The organism is Streptomyces syringium, assembly GCF_017876625.1.
Classification (GTDB): Bacteria; Actinomycetota; Actinomycetes; order Streptomycetales; family Streptomycetaceae; genus Streptomyces; species Streptomyces syringius.
Genome location: NZ_JAGIOH010000001.1, coordinates 7,310,749 through 7,331,462 on the forward strand (window position 1 = coordinate 7,310,749; position 20,714 = coordinate 7,331,462).

Annotated in this window: 12 protein-coding genes; 7 read left to right on the plus strand and 5 right to left on the minus strand. The window is 73.0% G+C overall.

Annotated elements, in window-relative coordinates; genetic code table 11:
- Positions 1–57 precede the first annotated feature (57 nt).
- Positions 58–843: a hypothetical protein gene (locus tag JO379_RS31315; RefSeq protein ID WP_209518117.1), complete on the minus strand. Its 786-nt coding sequence runs from the start codon at positions 841–843 to the stop codon at positions 58–60.
- 436 nt (positions 844–1,279) lie between these two features.
- On the opposite strand from JO379_RS31315, the gene JO379_RS31320 reads away from it, so the two are divergent.
- A complete protein-coding gene (locus tag JO379_RS31320) occupies positions 1,280–2,779 on the plus strand; it encodes a carboxylesterase/lipase family protein (RefSeq protein WP_209518119.1) in 1,500 nt (499 codons plus the stop codon).
- A 76-nt stretch (positions 2,780–2,855) separates the two neighbouring features.
- Here JO379_RS31320 and JO379_RS31325 read toward each other — a convergent pair whose 3' ends face one another.
- The 3 genes from JO379_RS31325 to JO379_RS31335 all read right to left on the minus strand — a co-directional run bounded on the left by JO379_RS31325 (position 2,856) and on the right by JO379_RS31335 (position 6,030).
- Positions 2,856–3,389 carry a hypothetical protein gene (locus tag JO379_RS31325; protein ID WP_130880391.1) on the minus strand — a complete coding sequence of 178 codons (534 nt, stop codon included), beginning with the start codon at positions 3,387–3,389 and terminating at the stop codon, positions 2,856–2,858.
- Positions 3,390–3,735: 346 nt separating this feature from the next.
- Positions 3,736–4,197, minus strand: a complete 462-nt coding sequence (locus JO379_RS31330) for a hypothetical protein (protein WP_130880392.1) — start codon at positions 4,195–4,197, stop codon at positions 3,736–3,738.
- 174 nt (positions 4,198–4,371) lie between these two features.
- The gene (locus JO379_RS31335; RefSeq protein WP_209518121.1) at positions 4,372–6,030 is read right to left on the minus strand and encodes a carboxylesterase/lipase family protein; all 1,659 of its coding nucleotides are present in this window, start codon (positions 6,028–6,030) and stop codon (positions 4,372–4,374) included.
- A 142-nt stretch (positions 6,031–6,172) separates the two neighbouring features.
- Here JO379_RS31335 and JO379_RS31340 point away from each other — a divergent pair, with 142 nt between their 5' ends.
- Complete coding sequence (locus JO379_RS31340) at positions 6,173–7,066, plus strand: polysaccharide deacetylase family protein (protein WP_209518123.1); 894 nt, start codon at positions 6,173–6,175, stop codon at positions 7,064–7,066.
- A 461-nt stretch (positions 7,067–7,527) separates the two neighbouring features.
- Complete coding sequence (locus JO379_RS31345) at positions 7,528–8,322, plus strand: AfsR/SARP family transcriptional regulator (protein ID WP_165451620.1); 795 nt, start codon at positions 7,528–7,530, stop codon at positions 8,320–8,322.
- Positions 8,323–8,390: 68 nt separating this feature from the next.
- On the opposite strand, the gene JO379_RS31350 is transcribed toward JO379_RS31345, so the two are convergent.
- Positions 8,391–9,908, minus strand: coding sequence for an AMP-binding protein (locus tag JO379_RS31350; RefSeq protein WP_130880395.1), 1,518 nt, complete (start codon positions 9,906–9,908; stop codon positions 8,391–8,393).
- Between the two features lie 363 nt (positions 9,909–10,271).
- Here JO379_RS31350 and JO379_RS31355 point away from each other — a divergent pair, with 363 nt between their 5' ends.
- The 4 genes from JO379_RS31355 to JO379_RS31370 all read left to right on the plus strand — a co-directional run bounded on the left by JO379_RS31355 (position 10,272) and on the right by JO379_RS31370 (position 20,668).
- Positions 10,272–11,288, plus strand: coding sequence for a 4-aminobenzoate N-oxygenase (locus JO379_RS31355; protein WP_130880396.1), 1,017 nt, complete (start codon positions 10,272–10,274; stop codon positions 11,286–11,288).
- A gap of 466 nt (positions 11,289–11,754) precedes the next feature.
- On the plus strand, positions 11,755–17,193 hold the full coding sequence (locus JO379_RS31360) for a type I polyketide synthase (protein ID WP_443742810.1): 5,439 nt from the start codon (positions 11,755–11,757) through the stop codon (positions 17,191–17,193).
- A gap of 34 nt (positions 17,194–17,227) precedes the next feature.
- The gene (pabB, locus tag JO379_RS31365; RefSeq protein WP_130880397.1) at positions 17,228–19,330 is read left to right on the plus strand and encodes an aminodeoxychorismate synthase component I; all 2,103 of its coding nucleotides are present in this window, start codon (positions 17,228–17,230) and stop codon (positions 19,328–19,330) included.
- 105 nt (positions 19,331–19,435) lie between these two features.
- Positions 19,436–20,668, plus strand: a complete 1,233-nt coding sequence (locus JO379_RS31370; protein WP_209518127.1) for a cytochrome P450 — start codon at positions 19,436–19,438, stop codon at positions 20,666–20,668.
- Positions 20,669–20,714: the final 46 nt, after the last annotated feature.

Consider the following 20,714-nt stretch of genomic DNA (forward strand, 5'->3'; position numbering starts at 1 on the left):
CGCCGAGGCCCGGGCCACCGAACATGTCGGTCGGCCCGGGCCTCGGTTGCGTCGCTGTCAGCCGGTCGTCGCCTGGTACAAACCACGGCCGGGACGGTGTGCCTGGCCCGCCTTCACCAGCCGTTCGAGTGAGGTGCGTACGGCGTTGATGCTGCCATTGGTGTCATCGCGGCCGAGCGCCAGGTTGACTTCACGGGCCTTGACCGGGGCGGCGGCCTTGGCCAGGTGTGCCACGACGTCCTTGGTCAGCCCACTGGCCCGCTTCTTCGGCTGCTCCGCCGGCGTCGCCTGCGCGGCCTTGCCCGCACCGGCCGGGATCTCCTTCGGCGCGGTGGCCTTGGCCTCCTTCTTCACCACGGCGGTCTTCTTCGCCGGCTGCTTCTTCGCGGCGACGGTCTTCTTCGCCGTGCGCGGGCGCGGGACCTTGCTCCCGGCGGAGGAGGCCGTGCGCTTGCGAGTGCCGGTCGCCTTGCCACCGGCGGGCTTCGCCTCGCCGGTGGTCTTCTTCCCCCGTGTGGCCTGCGGCTTCTCCTCCGTGGCCTGCCGTGGCGGGGCGACGGGCGCGGGAGCCTGTGCGGCTTCGGAGCCCTGCTCCCCGACGGAACCGGAGGAACCGGACGGCGCCGACGACGCAGCCGGCACCGCCGTCGCCGCCCGCGCCAGCGGGGCGGGTGCCAGTGCCTCGAGGCTGCGCAGGGCCAGCCGGACCGACTCCAGCCGCTCGGTGACCACTGCCAGGTCCGTCTCCAGGGTCTGCTGGTGCTTCTCCAGTTGGGGAAGCTCTGTTCGCAACAACTCGAGGGTCGTCTCGATGCCGTCGTGCGTACCGAATGTGGCTGCCACGTATTCGTCCTCTCTCTGCCGGACCACTGCGGGTGCCTTCGTGTGTCCGCTGCGCGGAAGCCTAAGGGGCCGCTGTTGGCTGTTAGCTTCCCCATAAATCTCGCAAGAACGCATGTGACTTCACAGAAGAGGGGCGGTGCGCATCACGAAGCTGACGGCTGACGGCCCCCTGTGAGTCCTGCCCGGAAGAGCGTTGACGCGCCGGCGGGCGGTCAACACAGGTCGGAGGTGACGGAAGGCGATGCGGTGCCGACGGCAGCAGGACGATGCCTGTATGACGAACGGGCCTGGTACATAAAGTAATTGACGAAGCATCAGGAGGCGCGCGAGGCGTCGTGTCCGGCACTCCACGCGACTGCGCCGCCCTGCGGGGTTGTACCGTGGGCAGCCGGGCGGGGCCCTGGCCTCGTACAGCCGTTCTCCCGGGGAGCTGCCGATGAGCGACAACGGTCCCAAGGCGCGTACCGTCAGCGGCACGGTCCGCGGGCGGTGGGAGGCGGACCTCGCGGTCTTCCGCGGCATCCCCTTCGCGCAGCCACCGGTCGGCGCCCTGCGCTTCGCCGCACCGCGGCCGCCGCGCCCCTGGGACGGGGTGCGGGAAGCTGCGGAGTTCGGCCCGCCGCCGCCCCAGTCCGGCCCGGCCCGGCCGCCCGGGAGCACGACCGGCACGGACTGGCTCACCGTCAACGTATGGACCCCGGATCCGGGCGCGGCCCGGCTGCCGGTGCTGGTGTGGTTCCAGGGCGGTGCCTATCTCTCCGGCGCCTCGGGCGACCCGCTCTACGACGCCACGCTGCTCGCCCGTACGGGGCTGGTCATCGTGACGTTCAACTACCGGGTGGGCACGGAAGGCTTCGCCCAGCTCTCCGGAGCCCCGGCCAACCGTGGTCTGCTCGACCAGATCGCGGCCCTGCGCTGGGTGCGGGAGAACATCGCCGGCTTCGGGGGCGACCCCGGCCGGGTCACCGTCTGCGGGCAGTCGGCCGGGGCCGGGTCGATCGCGACGCTGCTGGCGATGCCCGCGGCGGCGGGTCTCTTCCGGCGGGCGATCGCGCAGAGCGTCCCGTGGCTCTACTGCACCCCCGCCCTCGCGGCGGACATCGCGGCGGCGCTGGCCGCCCGGCTCGGCATGCCGCCCACCGCGGCCGCGCTCTCGGCCGTCGATCCGCAGCGGCTGGCCGACGAGGTCGACGCGCTCATGGGTGAACTCCCCTCGCACGCCGGACGGTGGGGCCGCGTCGCGAGTGTGGGTGCGCCGTTCGCGCCGGTGGTGGACGGCGAGGTGCTGCCGGACGTGCCCTGGCGGGCGCTCGCGGACGGCCGTGCGCGCGATGTCGCCCTGCTGACCGGCCACACCCGTGACGAGTTCCGGCTCTTCCTGGTCACGAGCGGACGCTCCGGGAAGATCACCGAGGAGGACGCGGCGGCCGCCCTGCGGATCCTCGGCCCCGGGCCCGACGCGGAGCGCGCGTACCGCACCGCCTACCCGGACGCCGGCGCGGAGGAGCTGTTCGAGCTGGTGTACTCGGACATGCTTTTCCGGATGCCCTCGCTGTATCTGGCCGGGGCGCACGCGGCCGCGGGCGGCAGGTGCCACCTGTACGAACTGTGCTGGTCCTCACCGGCGCTGGGCGGCGCCCTCGGCGCGAGCCACTCCGTCGACGTCCCGTTGCTCTTCGGTACCTTCGACAGCCCGGCGGGCCGGCTTCTGATCGGCGGGGGAGAACCACCCGCCGAGGCGCTCGCTCTCGCGCAGGAGATCCGGGGTGCGTGGGCGGCGTTCGCCGAGCACGGCGAACCCGGCTGGCCGCTCCACGGAGCGGACCGGCGACTGACCCGGCTGCTCGACGCGGAGGTGCGCACGGCGCCCTACCCCGAGGAGCGGTCGCGGCGCATCTGGCACGGTCACGCTTTCGACCCCTTCGGCCTCACGTAGCGAGGGGCGGGGCGCGCGGAGCGGGCACGTACGGCAGCCGGCCGGGTCGTCTCCGACCCGGCGGCGACCTACCGGATCACTGGTGACCGGCCCCCGTCGGGGCGGGGTTCGTCGCGCACGGCACGTTGGTGAGCCCCGTCGGGAAGATCCCGTCCTTCGTGCTCTGCCCCGCCGCGAACTCGTAGTAGAGGTACGAGTAGAAGCCGATCGCCTTGTTGGCGCCACAGGTCGAGTCGGAGGCGACCTGGTACGTCAGCTTGACGGTGCGGGTGGCGCCCGGCGCGATCGGCACGGTGTAGTTCAGCGGCCGGGTCGCGTCACACGGCTTGCCCTCCTCGGTGCAGGAGGTGAACGTGTACTTCAGCCCGCCCTTGGTGGTGTCGTAGGTCGGGTGGACCGTCTGGTAGACGAACTGCACATCGGTGGTCTGGACGTTGGTGAACGTCATGGTCAGCGTGACCGACGAACCCGGCGTCGCCGCTTGCTTGTCGGCGGTGACGGTCAGGGGCGGGGGTTCGGCGGCGGTGGCCGACTGGCTCAGGCCGGTGAGGCCGATGACCAGGGCAAGCGTCGCGGAAAGGCTGAGTCGGCTCAGCACGGATCTGCTCATGGCCGGTGAGCGTAAGAAGGAACGCACCGTCCGTCTGTACCCACCGATCAGGACCGGCCAGTCCCACGAGGGGGGATATGGCTTCCGGGGCTGGTGGAACGGATGGTGCGCCGCTGAGGGGCGTACACGAGTTGGCTTGACATGTGCCGGTCGCATGTTCAGGAACCGGTGACCGACGGTGTCGCACCTCGCCTTCCGACGCCGGTGGGGCCCCGTCGGCAGGGACGGCCGAAGGGGCGCTGGTCCGGCCGCCGCGCGGTCCCGTCGGACCCCCCGTCGGAGGTGGGCCGGCGGCCCTGCCGGACAGGTCGCTGCGAAGAGCCCCCCGCAGGCGCCTGTCCGGAGGTCAGACCGGGTAGGCGGCCGGTTCCAGCAGCCGCGGGGCCGCCGCCTCGTCCGCCACCGCCTGCCGGGGGCCCTGCTCGCTCTCGTTCTCCACCGCCCCGCGCAGCTGCGGGTCGGCGATGAGGCTCGTCGGGTAGAGCATCCGGCCGACCGCGTGCGGCTGGGCGTACACGGCGATCAGCTGGCGCACCGTCGCGGCGTCCGCCGTCGGTGTCATGAACGGACGGCCGACGTCCAAGGGGTCCTCGCCCTGATCGAGGTCGGGGTCGGACAGGGTGGACCACATGTCCTCGGCGGCGCTGACGAGCTGGTCGAGCTCGTCGCGGACGCCGCGCCACGCGCCGTCCCGCAGGGCCTGCTCGAGGCGGGAGACGACGTCGAGGACGCTGGCGTAGTCCTCGGCCAACTGGTCTTCCACGGCGGTGGGTTCGAGGGTCTTGGCGGCTAGCTCGGTGGTGTACACGGCACCTCCACGCGGGGGGAACGGTCGGAGCGGGGCCCGTCCCGAAGGGCCCCGCCCGGGCATCGTCGCGCGTCGGGTGGGTGAGGGCCGCCGTTCGCCGTCACCGGGCAGCGATATATCACTCGCTCGGGCGAACATGCGCCGCCGTGACGTTCCCACGCGGCCGACGTCCGGTCACGGCACCGGGCGGGCGGCGGGCCGGGGGAGTCCGTCCCAGAAGGCGCACTGGTGGGCGGAGCCGAAGTCACGGCGCGGCGCGATGGCGTCGGGGGCGAGGGAAAGCGGCAGGTAGGAGGTGGCGGCGGTCGCAGGCCAGGGCGGTGCCGCCCCGCCGCCCGGATCGCCGGTGGCGGCGAACCGGCTCCAGTACGCCATCATCGCCCTGGACAGACGGCGCTGGGCCGGGCCGGGCTCCGCGCCGCCCCGGTGGTAGGCGAAGAGGTACGGGATCTCGGCACCGTGGTAGGCCCCCAGCGGGAAGTCGGGGTCCAGCGTGTAGAGGTTGGGGGCGGCGCGGTCCGCGAACTCGTAGGCGTACGTACTCCCCGGCGTCGCGGCGGCGAACCAGCGGGCGGTCGCCCGGGTCGGGCACGCGAAGACGGCGTCGCCGAAGACCGCCGCGAAGGCGAGCCGGTGGTCGCCGCCGTAGGCCGAGGCCGGATAGCGCGCGGCGACGCGGACGGCGTCGACGCCGAAGAGGCCGGCGAGCAGGACGGGGTAGGAGACGGCGTTCAGCTTCGTGCCCCCCGACTCCAGGACCGCCGAGGTGATCGTGCCCTCGTCGAGGGTGTCGCCGATCAGCACCGGTACCTCGGCGTGGTCACCCGCCGCGATGGCATCGGCCGGCGCGGTGGGGAGCACCGGGGTGCCGGAGACCGGGGACCACGCGGTGGGACTGCCCGCGTCCGGTGCGGCGAGGATGTCGGTGACGGACTTCCCGCGCAGGCACGCCGGGACCGAGGCGGCCGCTCCCGGGCAGCCGGCCCCCGCCGCGAAGGTCCGCCCGGCGGACTCGGCGGCCGCGGCGTCACGGATGCGCAGCGCGCACGGGGCGCTGTGGACGACGGCCCGCGCGAACAGCCCGCGCGAGGCCGGGGACACCAGGTGGGCGCACACGCTCAGGCCCCCGGCGGACTGGCCCGCCACCGTGACCCTCGCCCGGTCGCCGCCGAACGCGGCGGCATTGTCCCCGGCCCAGCGCAGCGCCGCCCCCTGGTCCAGGAGCCCGTAGTTCCCCGAGCCCGCCGCCGCGGACTCGGCGGTCAGTGCGGCGTGGGCGAGATAGCCGAAGGGGCCCAGCCGGTAGTTCGCGGTGATCACGACCATGTCCCCGGCCCGGGCGAGACCGGCGGCGTCGTAGGCCGCCGCCGATCCGGAGATGAACGATCCCCCGTGGAACCACACCAGGACCGGCGTGCCCGTACCGCCCGCGGGCGGGGTGAACACATTCAGATGGAGGCAGTCCTCGTTCGTCGTGCCGGCATCGCCCAGCAGTGCCCTGGGGCGTCGGGCGCAGCCCTCGGCGTGGCGGGTCGCGTCCCGTACCTCCGCCCAGGGCGCGGGCGGGGCCGGAGGCCGCCACCGCAGCCGCCCGACCGGCGGGGCCGCGAACGGAACCCCGAGGAACGAGCGGCCCCGGTCGGTGGCCGTGCCGCGCACCGGACCGTTCGTCGTGGCCACGACGGCCGGGTCACCGGCCCCGGTCCGGGCCGCCGACGGGGCGGCGTGGCCGGGGCCCACCAGCCCGACGAACCCCACCAGTCCGAGGAGCCCGGCGAGGAAGGGAGCGAGGAGCGGTGATTTGGCGGGCTTTCGGCTTCCTTGGACGGCCATGCCTGGGTCATACCACTTCGCGCGGAGGAGGGACATAGTCACGCGGCTTTCCACGCCCCCGGCGCGCCCGTGGTGCAGGGGTGTCGTCCTGATGGGTGCCCTGGGAGGCAGGGGCACTGGTGTGGTGTCAGGATCCGGAAATATGGACCGCATATCACCACCGCCCGCGAAGCAGGGGAAGCCACGGCGTAGCCCCTCGCGGCTGGTCACCGTGCTGCTTCTCATAGTGGCGGGAGCCGTCTGCTCCACGATCGATCTGCGCACCCTCGAATCCGAGGACGGCCGGTCCGGGGGGCTGGCGGCCAACGCCGGCGGGCTGCTGACCCCCCAGCAGCTGAGCGTCGCCGCGGCGAAGTGGGGACTGGACCGGCCGCCGCTCGTCGCGCCGCCCCGGCCCGCGGTCAAGCCGGCACTGGAGACCCCGAGCGGATTCTTCCGCGGGCCGGGCCTGATACCCGCCATCACCCGGATACCCACGACCGACAAGGTCGTCTTCCTGACGATCGACGACGGTACGGAGAAGGACCCGCAGTTCGCGTCCATGGCGAGTGAACTCGGGGTCCCCTTCAGCGCCTTTGTCACCGACTCCGCCATCCGTGGCGACTACGCCTACTTCCGCGATCTGCACGCCCGCGGGCACGCCATCCACAACCACACGCTCACCCACCCGCAGCTGACCCGGCTGGAGCCCGAGGAGCAGCGCGCGGAGATCTGCGGACAGCAGGACATCGTCCAGCGCGAGTTCGGCACCCGTCCGGCCCTCTTCCGCCCGCCGTTCGGCGAATTCGACCGTGACACGCTGGAGATCGCCCGCGAATGCGGTGTCCGCGTCGCTCCCCTGTGGAGTGAGGAGGCCTTCCCGAACCGGCTGGAGTACCGCAGGGCGGACAGGAAGCTGCATCCCGGTGACATCATCCTGACCCACTTCAACGGACCCCGGCAGTGGGGCGGGACCATGACGGACATGCTCCGATTGGTCCTGCGCAAGGTGACGGAGCAGGGCATGGCGCTGGCCCGGCTGGAGGACTACGTCTGACCGGCCGGTCCGGGCGGTTTTCCTCGTCCGCGTGAATGGCCGAGATGCGCGCGCCCCTCGGGAGCCCGTTCCCGGTCGCGGACGGGGCCCGGCATTCTCCACTCGAAGGAAATCCCGAGGTCAATGCGGGAATCCAGAACCCAAACCTGGTGATCACCCGTCATGCGGGTGGTCTGGCCTATAGCGAGTGGTGCCGGTGCTGGGGTTTTTGCTAGTCCGCTGTGGGGCGCTGGACGGATAGAAAGTGGTGTGCAAGCATCCCGCCATGATCTACAAATGGCTCATATGCCATGCATGCATTACGCGGGCGGCGGCCCGTGATCGCCCTCCTGGTGCATGACGCGGCCGCGACCGTTCGCATCCTCGCAGCAAAGGGGACGTTCATCGCGGGGACAAACCCGTGGCCATTGACAACCAGCGTTTCAGGAGAGTACGTGACCGTTGTGAAAACCGTTGTGAATTTGCCGGCCGACTTATCCTTCAACATTCTCGGACCGCTCTCGGTGTCGTCGACCGAGGGCCCCCTCCCGCTGGGACCGGCCCGGCAACGCGCTGTGCTGTCGGCGCTGTTGCTGGCTCCCGGACAGGTGGTGGGAACGGATCGGCTCACCGAGGCCATATGGCCGGCGGGCCCCCCGGGCAACGCGGTCGCCAGCCTCCACAGCTATGTCTCCCACCTCCGCCGCCAACTGGAGCCGGGCTGCCCGCCCTGGGGGAGGAACCGGATCCTGCGGCGGGAGCCGCAGGGGTATGTGCTCGCCGTCGAGGCGGAGCGGGTGGACGCCCGCCGCTTCGAGGACCTGCTGCGCGAGGGGCGGCAGCTTCTGCGCAAGGGCCGCTACCCGGAGGCGAGCCGGTTCCTCAGGGCGTCCCTGGACCTGTGGCGGGGTGCGCCCTACGCCGACCTCGGTGACTACGAGCCCGCCGTGTGCGAGGCGGCACGGTTGGAGGAACTGCGCCTCGCGACGCTGGAGGCCCTGTGGGAAGCCGAGTTGGCCTGGGGGCAGGACTACGTCACCGCCGTCGCCGAGCTGGCCGCGCTCAGCGCGAAGTTTCCCACCCGCGAACGGTTGGGGTGGCTGCTGATGGTCGCCCTGTGCGAGGTGGACCGCCAGGCGGAGGCGGTGGCGGTGTACAACCGCATCCGCAGGACCGTGGCCCAGGAGCTGGGAGTGGACCCCGGCCGGGAGCTCCGGGCGCTGTTCGCCCGGATCCTGCGTGACGAGTCCGTCGGGCAGGCCTGCCTGCAGCGCTGACGGCGCCCGTCGGCAACCTCCGCCCGTCGCGTCGCCGGTCGTCCGGCCCGTGGGCACCGGATGCGCCCTCAGTGGATCCGCCGGTCGTGGCCGGTCCAGTAGGGCTCCCTGAGCCGGCCCTTCTGGACCTTGCCGTTGCTGGTGCGGGGCAGGGTCTCGCGGAAGTCCACCGAGGTGGGCGCCTTGTACCGGGCCAGCCGCTGTTTGCAGTAGGAGATGATCTCCTCCTCGGTGGCACGGACTCCGGCGGCGGGTACGACCAGCGCCTTGACGGTCTCGCCCCACCGCTCGTCCGGCACCCCGATGACGGCCACCTCGGCGACCGCGGGATGGCTCAGGAGGCAGTCCTCCACCTCCACCGAGGACACGCTCTCCCCGCCCGTGACGATGACGTCCTTCACCCGGTCCGACAGCACCAGGTGCCCCTCGTCGTCGAAGGAACCCACATCGCCGGTGTGGAACCAGCCGTCCCGCACCGCGGCCGCGTCGGCCTGCTCGTCCCGCCAGTAGCTGTCCAGCACCATGTTCGAGCGTGCCAGCACCTCGCCCCGCGGCCCGGACGTGAGCCGCACGCCCAGGGCCGGCGCGCCCGCCCTCGTCAGCCCCCCGGACCCGGGGGCGTCCGGCAGGCGCCGGTTGAAGGTGAGCAGCGTCGTCTCGGTCAGGCCGTAGACCTGGAGGAACTCCCAGCCCAGCTCGTTCTCCACCTGGGAGACCAGCCGCTCGCTGACCGGGGCGCCCGCGCAGACCACGCGCATCCGCCCGCGCCCGGGGATCTCCCCGGGCCAGTTCCGCGCCGCCTGGATCACCGAGTCCCACACGGCGGGAGCGCCGAACGCGAGGGTCACCCCGTGCTCCTCGACGCGGCGCAGGATCTCCGTGCCGTCGATCCGGCGCAGCAGCACCTGCTTCGCGCCCAGCCCGGCGAGGAGGAAGGGCACGCCCCAGCCGTTGCAGTGGAAGGTGGGCAGGGTGTGGAGGTAGACGTCTCCCTCCCATATCCGGGCGTGGACACCGAAGGTCATCGCGTTGAGCCAGATGCTGCGGTGGGTCAGCGCGACACCCTTGGGGCGGGCGGAGGTGCCCGAGGTGTAGTTGATGGTCGCGACCGCGTTCTCGTCCGGCTGTGACCAGGGGCGGGGGGCGACGTCGAACCGCATGACCTCCGTTTCGGTCTGCTCGCCGAGGACGAACCGCTTCGGCACGTCGACCGAGCCCAGTACGGCCTCGACGTCGGGATCGACGAACACGACCGAGGCGTCGCACTGGCGCAGGATGTAGGAGATCTCCTCGGGAGTGAGCCGGTAGTTCACCGGCACGCAGATCCGGCCGCTCGCCGGGACCGCGTAGAGCAGCTCCAGCAGCCGGGCCGAGTTGGCGGTGACGACGGCGACCCGCTCGCCCTCGCCGATCCCCAAGGCGTCCAGGCCGGCCTGCCAGGCCCGGACGCGCCGCGACGTCTCGCCGTACGTGGCGGTGGGCAGCACGGCGGCCGGCTGGTGCGGCTCGTCGACCAGAGAGGTGCGGTCGGCGGCGGTCGCCTCGGCGCGATCGAGGAAGTCGGCCAGGGTGAGCGGAACGAACATCAGGTGTCCTCCGACGGAAGTACCGGGAGAGAGGGCGAGTCGACGGGCGCGGTGTGCACCCCCTGCGCGGCGGACGCTCCGGTCGTCCGAGGCCGCGCCATCGCGTCGGTCGCCCATATTGGCACTCCCGGTCCTCATCCAGAAAGCCTCGATCTGCCGCAGCCAAGTTGTGTTCAAGAAACCATCAAGAGCGGTCGGCGACGATGCGACGGCACTGCGGGGTGCCCACCCATCCAGCCACCCATCCGGCCACCCGTGCGGCCCTCACGCACCACGCACCGGATGGGCCCCGGACGTACCGGGGGCGGCTGGTTCCCCATGGGGCCCGCAGTGGTTCACGGGCAACGAGGTCGGGAGAGATGGATGCGAGACGAGGAGCCGGGCTCGGTGACCACCTGGGCCGCCCGAGGATGGGCCGAGGAGGACAGCATCGGCAGCGCCACCCTGCGCGGACTGGTACGCGCCTGGCCGCGCCGGGCGGCGGTGACGAACAAGGCGGAGGTCCTGGACGAACCGGCCCCCTACGACCCGCTGGTGCCGGACTACCCACTGGAGATCGTGCCGTTCGCCGAGCACCCCCTCTTCCTCGCCGCCGAACCGCAAGCGCGGCAGCGGGTGCTGACGGGCCTGTGGATCGGCTACAACGAGCGCGTCATCGCCACCGAACAACTCGTCGCCGAGCCCGCCTTCGACGTCGTCATGCACGGGGTGTTCCCGGGAAGCGACGCCCCACTGATCCGCAAGAGCGTGCAGCAGTCCCTCGTGGACGAGAGCTTCCACACCTACATGCACATGCTCGCCATCGACCGCACCCGGGAACTGCGCCGGGTGCGCGAACGGCCGGCCCAGCTCGAACTCGTCACCTACCGACGGCTGCGCCGCACCCTGGCGGAGATGCCGGAGAAGTGGGAACGGGACATCGCCGTCCTGGTCTGGGGCGCGGTGGCCGAGACCTGCATCAACGCCCTGCTGGCCCTGCTCGCCCGGGACGTCACGATCCAGCCCATGCACTCCTTGATCACCACCTTGCACCTGCGGGACGAGACGGCACACGGCTCGATCGTCATCGAGGTCGTCCGGGAGCTGTACGCCCGGATGAACGCCGAGCAGCGCCGCACCCTCGTGCGGTGTCTGCCGCTGGCCCTGGAGGCGTTCGCCGAGCAGGACCTCGCCACGCTGCGGCTGGAACTGAACGCCGCGGGGATCCGCGGCGCGGACGAGATCGTCGGCGACCTGCGGGCGACGACCGGCGGAAAGCGCCTCGTCCGCGACTTCTCCGGCGCCCGGCGGATGGTCGAACAACTGGAGCTGGCCGAGGAGGTCGACTTCGACTTCCCGGAGCGGCCCGAGTGGTCGCCCGGCGCGGGAACCCCGCGTTGACGCCGACGCCCCGGGCCCCCGGTGATCCACGGCACGGCGGTGGAGAACCGGCTTCGCGCCGCGCAGCAGCAGCACACGTACACGGCCGCCTCACCCTGTCAGGAAGGAAGCGATGATGGAGCTGCACGAGGGAGGCGACCGGCCGCTCCACCAGCGGCTGGCGACCGCCGGGGAGGCGGAGCGACACCGTCTGCTGATGGACCTGATCCGCACCCACGTCTCCACCGCCGCGAACGGCACCGGCCCGGTGTCGCTCGACGCCCACCGGGCCTTCGGTGAGCAGGGGATCCGTGGACGCGCCGCCGCGGCGTTGCGGGAGCGGCTGTGCGAGGAGACGGGCATCGCGCTCCCCGCGACCGTCGTCTTCGACTACCCGACCCCCCACGCGCTGGCCGGGCACATCAGCGGCCTGCTGGCCGGCGGGGGTGCCGCCCCCGAACCCACCACCGGTCCGGGCGGTGCGGCCGTGGACGAGCCGATCGCCATCGTCGGCATGGGCTGCCGACTGCCCGGCGGGGTCCGCTCACCGGACGACCTGTGGGAGCTCGTGCGCTCCGAGACGGACGCGATCTCCGAGTTCCCCGAGGACCGCGGCTGGGACGTCGAGTACCACCCGGACCCCGACCACCTGGGCACGACGGTCACCCGGCACGCCGGTTTCCTCTACGACGCGGCCGACTTCGACGCGGACTTCTTCGCGATCAGCCCCGGCGAGGCGGTGACGATCGACCCCCAGCACCGGCTGCTGCTGGAGACCGCGTGGGAGGCGATCGAAGGCGCCCGGCTCGACCCGACCACGCTGCGCGGCAGCCGGACCGGTGTCTTCGTCGGCCTCATGTACAGCGAGTACGGAGCCCGGATCCGGCAGGTACCGCCGAGCGCCGAGGGCTACCGCGTCGTGGGCAGCATGCCCAGCGTGGCCTCGGGCCGCCTCGCCTACACCTTCGGCTTCGAAGGCCCCGCGGTCACCGTCGACACCGCCTGCTCGTCCTCCCTGGTGGCGATCCACCTCGCGGCCGAGTCGCTGCGCAAGGGCGAGTGCACGCTGGCCCTGGCCGGTGGCGCCACCGTGATGTCCACGCCCTGGGGCTACGTCGAGTTCAGCCGGCAGCGCGGTCTGGCACCGGACGGACGGGCCCGGTCGTTCTCGGCGGACGCCGCCGGCAGCAGCTGGTCGGAGGGCGTGGGCGTGCTCGCCCTGGAGCGGCTGTCCGACGCGCGGCGCAACGGCCACCGCGTGCTCGCCGTGCTGCGCGGCTCGGCCGTCAACCAGGACGGCGCGTCGAACGGTCTGACGGCGCCGAACGGCCCGGCCCAGCAGCAGGTGATCCGTCAGGCACTCGCCAACGCCGGCCTGTCCACGGCGGACGTCGACGTCGTGGACGCCCACGGCGCCGGCACCCGGCTGGGCGACCCGATCGAGGCCCAGGCGCTGCTGGCCACCTACGGCCGGGACCGGCCGGCGGACCGGCCGCTGTGGCTGGGCTCGCTGAAGTCCAACATCGGCCACACCCAGGCCGCGGCCGGCGTCTCGGGTGTGATCAAGATGGTGATGGCGCTCCGGCACGGGACGCTGCCGCGCAGCCTGCACATCAGCGAGCCGACCCCCATGGTGGACTGGTCCTCCGGCGCGGTGCGGCTGCTGACCGAGGCCCGGCCCTGGCCGGAGACCGACCGGCCGCGCCGGGCGGGCGTCTCCTCGTTCGGAGTGGGCGGCACGAACTCCCACTTCATCCTGGAGCAGGCGGAGCCGGAGGCCGAACCGCCGCGTGCGGCCCTGCCCGCGTCCGACGAGGACGGCGACGGCCGTCCCCTGCCGTGGCTGGTCTCGGGGCGCGGACCGGCGGGCCTGCGGGCCCAGGCCCGGCGGATCCACGACTTCCTCAAGGCCCACCCCGAGACCCCGGACGCCGACGTCGCGTACTCCTTGGCGACCACGCGGGCGGCGCTGCCGGACCGGGCCGTCGTGGTGGCCGGGGACCGCACCGAGGCCATGGCGCGCCTGGCCGGCCTCGCCGACGGGGAACCCGGCGACGCCGACGCCCACGTGGCATCCGGCTCCGCCGCGACCCGTGACCGCCTCGCCTTCGTGTTCCCCGGACAGGGCTCCCAGTGGCCGGGGATGGCGGCCGAACTCATGAACACCTCACGGGTGTTCCGCGAGTCGATCGAAGCCTGCGCCGACAGCCTCGCCCCGCACACCGACTGGTCGCTGACGAAGGCCCTGCAGGGCAAGTCCGGCGCACCGTCCCTGGACCGCGTCGACGTCGTGCAGCCGGCGCTGTTCGCCGTGATGGTCTCCCTCGCCGCGCTGTGGCGGTCCTTCGGGGTGGAGCCCTCCGCGGTCATCGGGCACTCGCAGGGCGAGATGGCCGCGGCCCACGTCGCCGGCGCGCTCTCCCTGGACGACGCGGCCCGCATCGTGGCCGTACGCAGCCGCGCCATCCGGGTGCTGTCGGGGCGGGGCGGGATGGTCTCCGTCGCCGCCCCCGTCGACCAGGTGCTGCGCAGCATCGAGCCGTGGGGCGGCGCCGTGTCGGTCGCGGCGGTCAACGGACCGCGGTCCGTCGTCATCTCCGGCGACCCCGTGGCGCTGGAGGAGGCCATGGCGGCGTTCACCGCCGACGGTGTGCGCACCCGGCGGATACCGGTGGACTACGCCTCGCACTCGGCGCAGGTCGAGGAGATCCGCGAGACCCTCCTGACGGAGCTGGCCGGAATCCGGCCGCGGCAGGCGAGCGTGCCGTTCTACTCGACGGTGTCCGGTGAGCCCATCGACACCACGGTCCTCGACGCCGAGTACTGGGTGACCAACCTCCGCGAGACCGTCCAGTTCGACCGCACCGTCCGCCGTCTGCTCGCCGACGGCCACACCGGCTTCGCCGAGATGAGCCCGCACCCCGTGCTCACCGTCGGCATCCAGGAGACCGCCGACGACGTGGAAGCCGACGGCGTCCTGACCCTCGAATCGCTGCGGCGCAACGAGGGCGGCACGGCACGGCTGCTGACCGCGGTCGGCGAGGCCCACGTCCACGGGATCGCCGTCGACTGGTCGCAGGCCTTCGACCACGCCGACCCCCGCCCGGTGGACCTGCCGACCTACGCCTTCCAACGGCGCCGCTACTGGCTGGAGGACGCGGCCCCGCCGCAGGCGGACATGGCCGCCGCCGGCCTGGACGGCGTCGACCACCCCCTGCTGGGCGCCGCCGTCCCCCTGGCGGACGGGACCGGCGGGATGCTGTTCACCGGAAGCCTGTCCGCACGGTCCCACCCCTGGCTCGCCGACCACGGCGTCGCCGACGTCCTCGTCGTGCCCGGTACGGCGCTCGTCGAACTGGCCCTGCACGCCGGCGCACTGACGGGCTGCGAGACGCTGGAGGAGCTGGTCCTCCAGGCTCCGCTGATCCTGCCGGAACAGGGCACGGTCCGTGTCCAGCTGTCCCTCGGCGGGCCGGACGCGTCCGGACGGCGCGCTGTCACCCTGCACTCCCGGGCGAGCGACGCGGGCGTCGACGAACCGTGGACCCTGCACGCCGACGGCACCCTGGCGCCCGGTGAGCCCGCCGCCGACGACCTCCCGCGGTCCTGGCCGCCCACCGGCGCCGAGGAGGTCGAACTCGACGACTGCTACCGCCGGCTGGCCAAGAGCGGACTGCACTACGGCGGCGCCTTCCAGGGACTCAAGCGCTGCTGGCGCCTCGACGAGGACATCTACGTGGAGGTCGAGCTCCCGGAGAGCGGCGGCGACGCCACCCCCTACGGACTGCACCCCGCCCTGTTCGACGCGGCGCTGCACGCCGCCGCGTTCGTCGGACTGCCCTCCGCGGCCCCGGACGACGCCGTGACCCGGCTGCCGTTCTCCTGGAGCGGCGTCGCCCTGCACGCCGCCGGCGCCGACCGGCTGCGGGCCCGGATCCGCTTCACCGGACCCGACTCGCTGTCCGTCACCGCCACGGACCCCACCGGACGCCCCGTCCTGACCGTCGGCACCCTCGGGATGCGCCCGGTGACCGCCGAGGCCCTGCACCGGGCCGCCGCCTCCGCCGGCACCTCGCTGCTCCGCCTGGAGTGGCGGCCGACGACACGGCCCGAACCCCGCGCCACCGACACGACGCGCTGGGCCTGGATCGGCACCGAAGCCGCCGACGCGGAGCGCGCCCTCGCGCCCCGGGGCATCCGCCACGAGCAGCACACCGCTCTCGCGACCCTGCGGGCGGGCCTGGACGCCGGCGGCGACGCGCCCGACGTCGTCGTCCTCGCGCAGCCCGCCACGGCCAGGGACACCGACCTGGCCACCGCGGCCCACCAGGCCGTCCACCGGGTACTGGCCGCCGTGCAGGAGTGGCTGGCCGACGACCGGCTGGCGGGCTCCCGCCTCGTGGTGCTCACGCGCGGCGCGGTCGCGCCCACGCCCGGTTCCGTGCCCGACCCCGCCCTCGCCGCGGTGTGGGGGCTGGTGGCCTCGGCCCAGTCCGAGAACCCGGACCGCATCACCCTGGTGGACCTCGACGCACACGAGGCGTCCCTGCCCGCCCTCCCCCTGGCCGTGGACAGCGGCGAGGCCCGGATCGCGGTGCGCGACGGCTCCTTCCTGACCCCCCAGCTGGCGCGGGTCGCGCCGGCGGCCGCCCACGGCGCCCCGCTCTGGCGGGCCGACGGGACGGTGCTGGTGACGGGCGGCCTCGGGGTGCTCGGCCGGATGCTGGTCCGGCACGTGGTGGTCTCGCACGGCGTCCGGCACCTCGTGGCCGTGTCCCGCTCGGGGGCCTCCGGTGAGGGCGTGGCCTCCTTCGTGGACGAGCTGCGCGCCGAAGGCGCCGAGCTGCGCATCGTCACGGGAGACGCGGCGGACCGCGCGGTGCTGGAAGGCGCGCTGGCGACGATGGAGGCAGAGCACCCGCTCACGGCCGTGGTCCACATGGCCGGCGTCCTGGACGACGGCGTGCTGGGATCGCTGACACCCGAGCGCGTCGACCGCGTGCTGCGTCCGAAGGTGGACGCGGCCTGGCACCTGCACGAGCTCACCGCAGGATCCGATGTGCCGCTCTTCGTGTTCTCCTCGGTGTCCAGCGTGCTGGGGACCGCCGGACAAGGCGGTTACGCGGCGGCGAACGCGTTCGTCGACGCGCTGGTGGAGCACCGCCGCGGCGCGGGCTCACCCGGTGTGTCGATGGGCTGGGGACTGTGGGAAGCGAAGTCGGGGCTGACGGGCACCCTGGGCGAGACGGACATGCGGCGCATCGCCCGCTCCGGTGTCCGGCCGCTCTCCGACGACCAGGGCCTCGCCCTGTTCGACCTCGCCCGCGCCACCGACGCCCCCGTCGTCTTCCCCCTGCACCTCGACACCGCGGCCCTCGGCAGCGGCGACACCGAGAACATCCCGCCCCTGCTGCGCGGCCTGGCCCGTACCCCGGTCCGGCGCGCCACCGTCCGCACCGAGGACGAGCCCGGCGGCGGCGACGACCTGGCCGCCCGCCTCGCCCGCCTCCCGGAGGCCGAACAGGACGCCCAACTGCTCACCCTGGTCCGCGGCCACGTCGCGGCCGTCCTCGGATACGACGACCCGCGGACCGTCGGTGAGCGGCGCGCGTTCGTCGAGATCGGCTTCGACTCCCTGCGCGCCCTGCAACTGCGCAACCGCCTCAACAGCGCCACGGGGCTGCGCCTGCCGGCCACGCTGGTCTTCGACCACCCCACCCCCGACGCGCTCCGCGGGCATCTGCGCACGCTGCTCCTGCCCGACGCGCCGTCGGCGCGGGACACCGGGCGCGGGACAGTGGCGGACGCGGTCGCTGCGGACCCCGGCCCGGAGCCGGGCAGGGGCGACGAGGCCATCGAGCAGCTCCGCTCGGCGGCCTCCCTGGAAGAAGTCTTCGACTTCATCGACGACCAGCTCGGCGAGTAGCCGACCCCGCCCGCACCCGACAGGGAGGCGCTCGATGCGTGTGCTGTTGATCGACAACTACGACTCCTACACCTACAACCTCTTCCAGCTCCTCGCCGAGGTGTACGGCAAGGAACCGACGGTCGTCCTCAACGACGACCCGTCGTGGCCGGAACTGGACCCGGCCATGTTCGACTGCGTCGTGATCTCGCCCGGCCCGGGCCGTCCCCAGCACCCGGCCGACCTCGGCTTCTGCCAGGAAGTGCTGGACCGCTGGGAGGACATACCGGTCCTCGGGGTGTGCCTGGGGCACCAGGCGATCGCCCACCACCACGGCGCGCAGGTGGTGCAGGGCACGCCCCGGCACGGCCACCTGGCGAAGGTCCGGCACGCCGGCCGGGACCTGTTCGAGGGCCTGCCCCAGAACTTCACCGCGGTGCGCTACCACTCGCTGCGGGTCACCGAGCCCCTGCCGGAGGACCTCCAGGCCACCGCCTGGGCGGAGGACGGCACCGTCATGGCGCTGCGGCACCGCACCCTGCCCCGCTGGGGGGTGCAGTTCCACCCCGAGTCCATCGCGAGCGAGTGGGGGGCCCAACTGCTCCGCAACTTCGCGGAGCTCGTCGGAGGCGACTACGCCCCCGCGCCGTCACCGCAGCCGCACCGGCCCCTGTCGCGGGACCACGCGCCCGCCACCGAGGCGGAACTCCGGCCGGTCGTCGAGGTCATCGACCGGGCCGTGGACACCGCGGCGCTGTTCACCGCCCTGTACTCCACGAGCGCGAACAGCTTCTGGCTCGACAGCAGCGCACCGGGCACCGGCGGGGCCCGCTTCTCCTTCCTCGGTGACGACTGCGGCCCCCTCGCCGAGACCCTCACCTACCGGACCGGGGAGAACGCGGTGGTGGTCCGCGACTCAACCGGGGAGCGGACCGAGCCCGGCACCATCTTCGACGTGCTCCAGCAGAGGCTGCGGGCCCGCCGGCTCGGCACGCCGGACCTTCCCTTCGACCTCAACGGCGGATACGTCGGCTACTTCGGCTACGAGCTCAAGGCCGAGTGCGGCAGCCCGAACGTCCACACGGCCGAGACACCGGACGCCGTATGGACCTTCGCCGACCGGCTGATCGCGGTGGACCACCGCGAGGAGAAGACCTACGTCGTGGCCGTGAGCGCGACCGGGGACGACGCGCTGGACCGTGCCCGCTCCTGGGTGGAGCAGACGGCACAGCGCGCACGCTCCCTGCCCGCCTCCCCGCCGGCCGGGCCGCCCGACGCCGCCACGGCCCCGGCGGAGGGGGGAGACCTCGCCCGCGCCCGCGCCGAGTACGTCAAGGACATCGGGGACTGTCTCGACGAGCTCAACAGCGGGGAGAGCTACGAGATCTGTCTGACCAACCGGATCCGGCTGCCCGCCCTGCCGGACCCGCTCGGCTACCACCTCACGCTCCGCCGCCTCAACCCGGCACCCTACGGCGCCTTCCTGCGCCACGGTGACGTCAGCGTCGTGTGCTCCTCCCCGGAACGGTTCCTGCGGATCGACCGGGACGGGGTCGCGGAGAGCAAACCGATCAAGGGGACGGCGCCCCGGGGCACGGACCCGGCCAGTGACGAGGCACTGCGCCGGTCGCTGACGGCGTCGGCCAAGACCAGGGCCGAGAACCTCATGATCGTCGACCTGCTGCGCAACGACCTGGGCCGGGTGTGCGAGGTGGGCTCCGTCGAGGTCCCCGCCTACATGGTGACCGAGTCCTACGCGACGGTGCACCAGCTGGTCACCACGATCCGGGGCCGCCTGCGGCACGACGTGGACCCGGTCGCCTGCGTCCGGGCGTGCTTCCCCGGCGGCTCGATGACGGGCGCCCCGAAGGTCCGGACGATGGCCATCATCGACCGGCTGGAGCAGGAGGGCCGGGGCATCTACTCGGGCACCATCGGCTACTTCGGACTCAGCGGCGGCGCGGACCTCAACATCGTGATCCGCACCGCGGTGACCACCGGCACGGGCACGGTGATCGGTGCCGGAGGCGCCATCGTCCTCGACTCGGACCCGCACGAGGAGTTCGACGAAGTGCTCCTCAAGGGACAGGCGCTGGTCCGGGCACACGGACTGCTGGACCGGGCGAGCGGGCCGGACGGGCAGCCCGATGTCCCGTAACCGGCCGGCTCCCTGATGAACCACGTGGATCACAAGGCCGCGTCACGTTTCTCTGAACAGCATGCGGGGCGGCAGCGCGCCCGTAAGCCGAGGGAAGGATCGAACATGTCGACCACCGCACACACCGAGCCGTCTTGGTCGGATCTGCCGTTTCTGGACTTCACCGACCCGGGGTTCGCCTGGGACTCCCCCGAGGTGGCCGAGGCCAGGGAACGCTCCTGGGTCGCCCGTACTCCGCTGGCGCTGCTGGTGCTGCGGTATGCCGAGGCCAAGGACCTCGCCCGCGATCCGCGGCTCGTCTCGGGCTTCCGGGGCCTCGTGGAGATGGTGGGGACCCCCGAGGGTCCGGCGCGCGACTTCATGCGGGACTTCCTGCAGAGCCTGGACGGTGCGGACCACCGCCGGCTGCGCGGGCTGGCGACCCACCCCTTCACGCCCCGCAGGATCATCGAGACGCAGCCGTTCGTCCGGGCCACCGTGGAGCGGCTGGCCGACCAGCTGTCCGCCTCGGAAGAGTGCGACTTCGTGCAGGCCTTCGCCCACCCGCTGCCCGCGATGGTCATGTGCCAGTTGCTCGGCTTCCCGCTGGACGACTACGACACCGTCGGCCGGCTGTCCATGGACGCCAACCTCGGACTGGCACTCTCCGACGACCGGAACATGCTGACCCAGGTGGAGCAGGGCCTCATCCGCATGTTCGACTACCTCGAGGCCGCGATCGAGAAGCTCAGGGCGAACCCGGGCAGCGATCTGACCTCCGACATCCTGCGCGCCCACCAGGAGGGCGTCCTCGACGACTACGAGGTCCGCACCCTGGTCGCGACCGTGCTCGTCGCCGGTTACGAGACCACGAACCATCAACTGGCCCTCGCCATGGTGGCCTTCGCCCAGCACCCCGAGCAGTGGATGCTGCTCCGGGAGCGGCCCGAGCTGGCCCCGCAGGCGGTCGAGGAGGTCCTGCGCTGGAGCCCCACGCTGCCCGTGACGGCCACCCGGACCGCCGCCGAGGACTTCGACGTCCACGGCGTGCGCATCCCCACCGGAACCCCCGTCTTCATGTGCGCGCACTCGGCGCAGCGCGACCCCCGGGTGTACGCCGACGGCGACACCTTCGACATCACCGTCAAGCGCGAGGCACCCACCCTGGCGTTCGGCGGCGGCCCGCACTTCTGCCTGGGCACGGCACTGGCCCGCGTGGAGCTCGCCGAGGCCCTCGCGGTGCTGCCCGCCCGTCTGGACCCGCCCCGGCTCACCGGCCCGATCAGCTGGCGGACCGCGCTCGGCGTCGCCGGGCCCGACACCCTGCCGCTGCGTTTCGGGGGCCCCGCCGCCGGATGACGGCACCCGCGTCGACGGCGGACCGCGAAGGGTCGGGCGCCGTCGA

Excerpts from the sequence above, each read along its gene's own strand:
- JO379_RS31320 (WP_209518119.1), top strand. The coding sequence starts at position 1,280 with ATGAGCGACAACGGTCCCAAGGCGCGTACCGTCAGCGGCACGGTCCGC.
- JO379_RS31325 (WP_130880391.1), bottom strand. The coding sequence starts at position 3,389 with ATGAGCAGATCCGTGCTGAGCCGACTCAGCCTTTCCGCGACGCTTGCC.
- JO379_RS31335 (WP_209518121.1), bottom strand. The coding sequence starts at position 6,030 with ATGGCCGTCCAAGGAAGCCGAAAGCCCGCCAAATCACCGCTCCTCGCT.
- JO379_RS31340 (WP_209518123.1), top strand. The coding sequence starts at position 6,173 with ATGGACCGCATATCACCACCGCCCGCGAAGCAGGGGAAGCCACGGCGT.
- JO379_RS31350 (WP_130880395.1), bottom strand. The coding sequence starts at position 9,908 with ATGTTCGTTCCGCTCACCCTGGCCGACTTCCTCGATCGCGCCGAGGCG.
- JO379_RS31355 (WP_130880396.1), top strand. The coding sequence starts at position 10,272 with ATGCGAGACGAGGAGCCGGGCTCGGTGACCACCTGGGCCGCCCGAGGA.
- pabB (WP_130880397.1), top strand. The coding sequence starts at position 17,228 with ATGCGTGTGCTGTTGATCGACAACTACGACTCCTACACCTACAACCTC.
- JO379_RS31370 (WP_209518127.1), top strand. The coding sequence starts at position 19,436 with ATGTCGACCACCGCACACACCGAGCCGTCTTGGTCGGATCTGCCGTTT.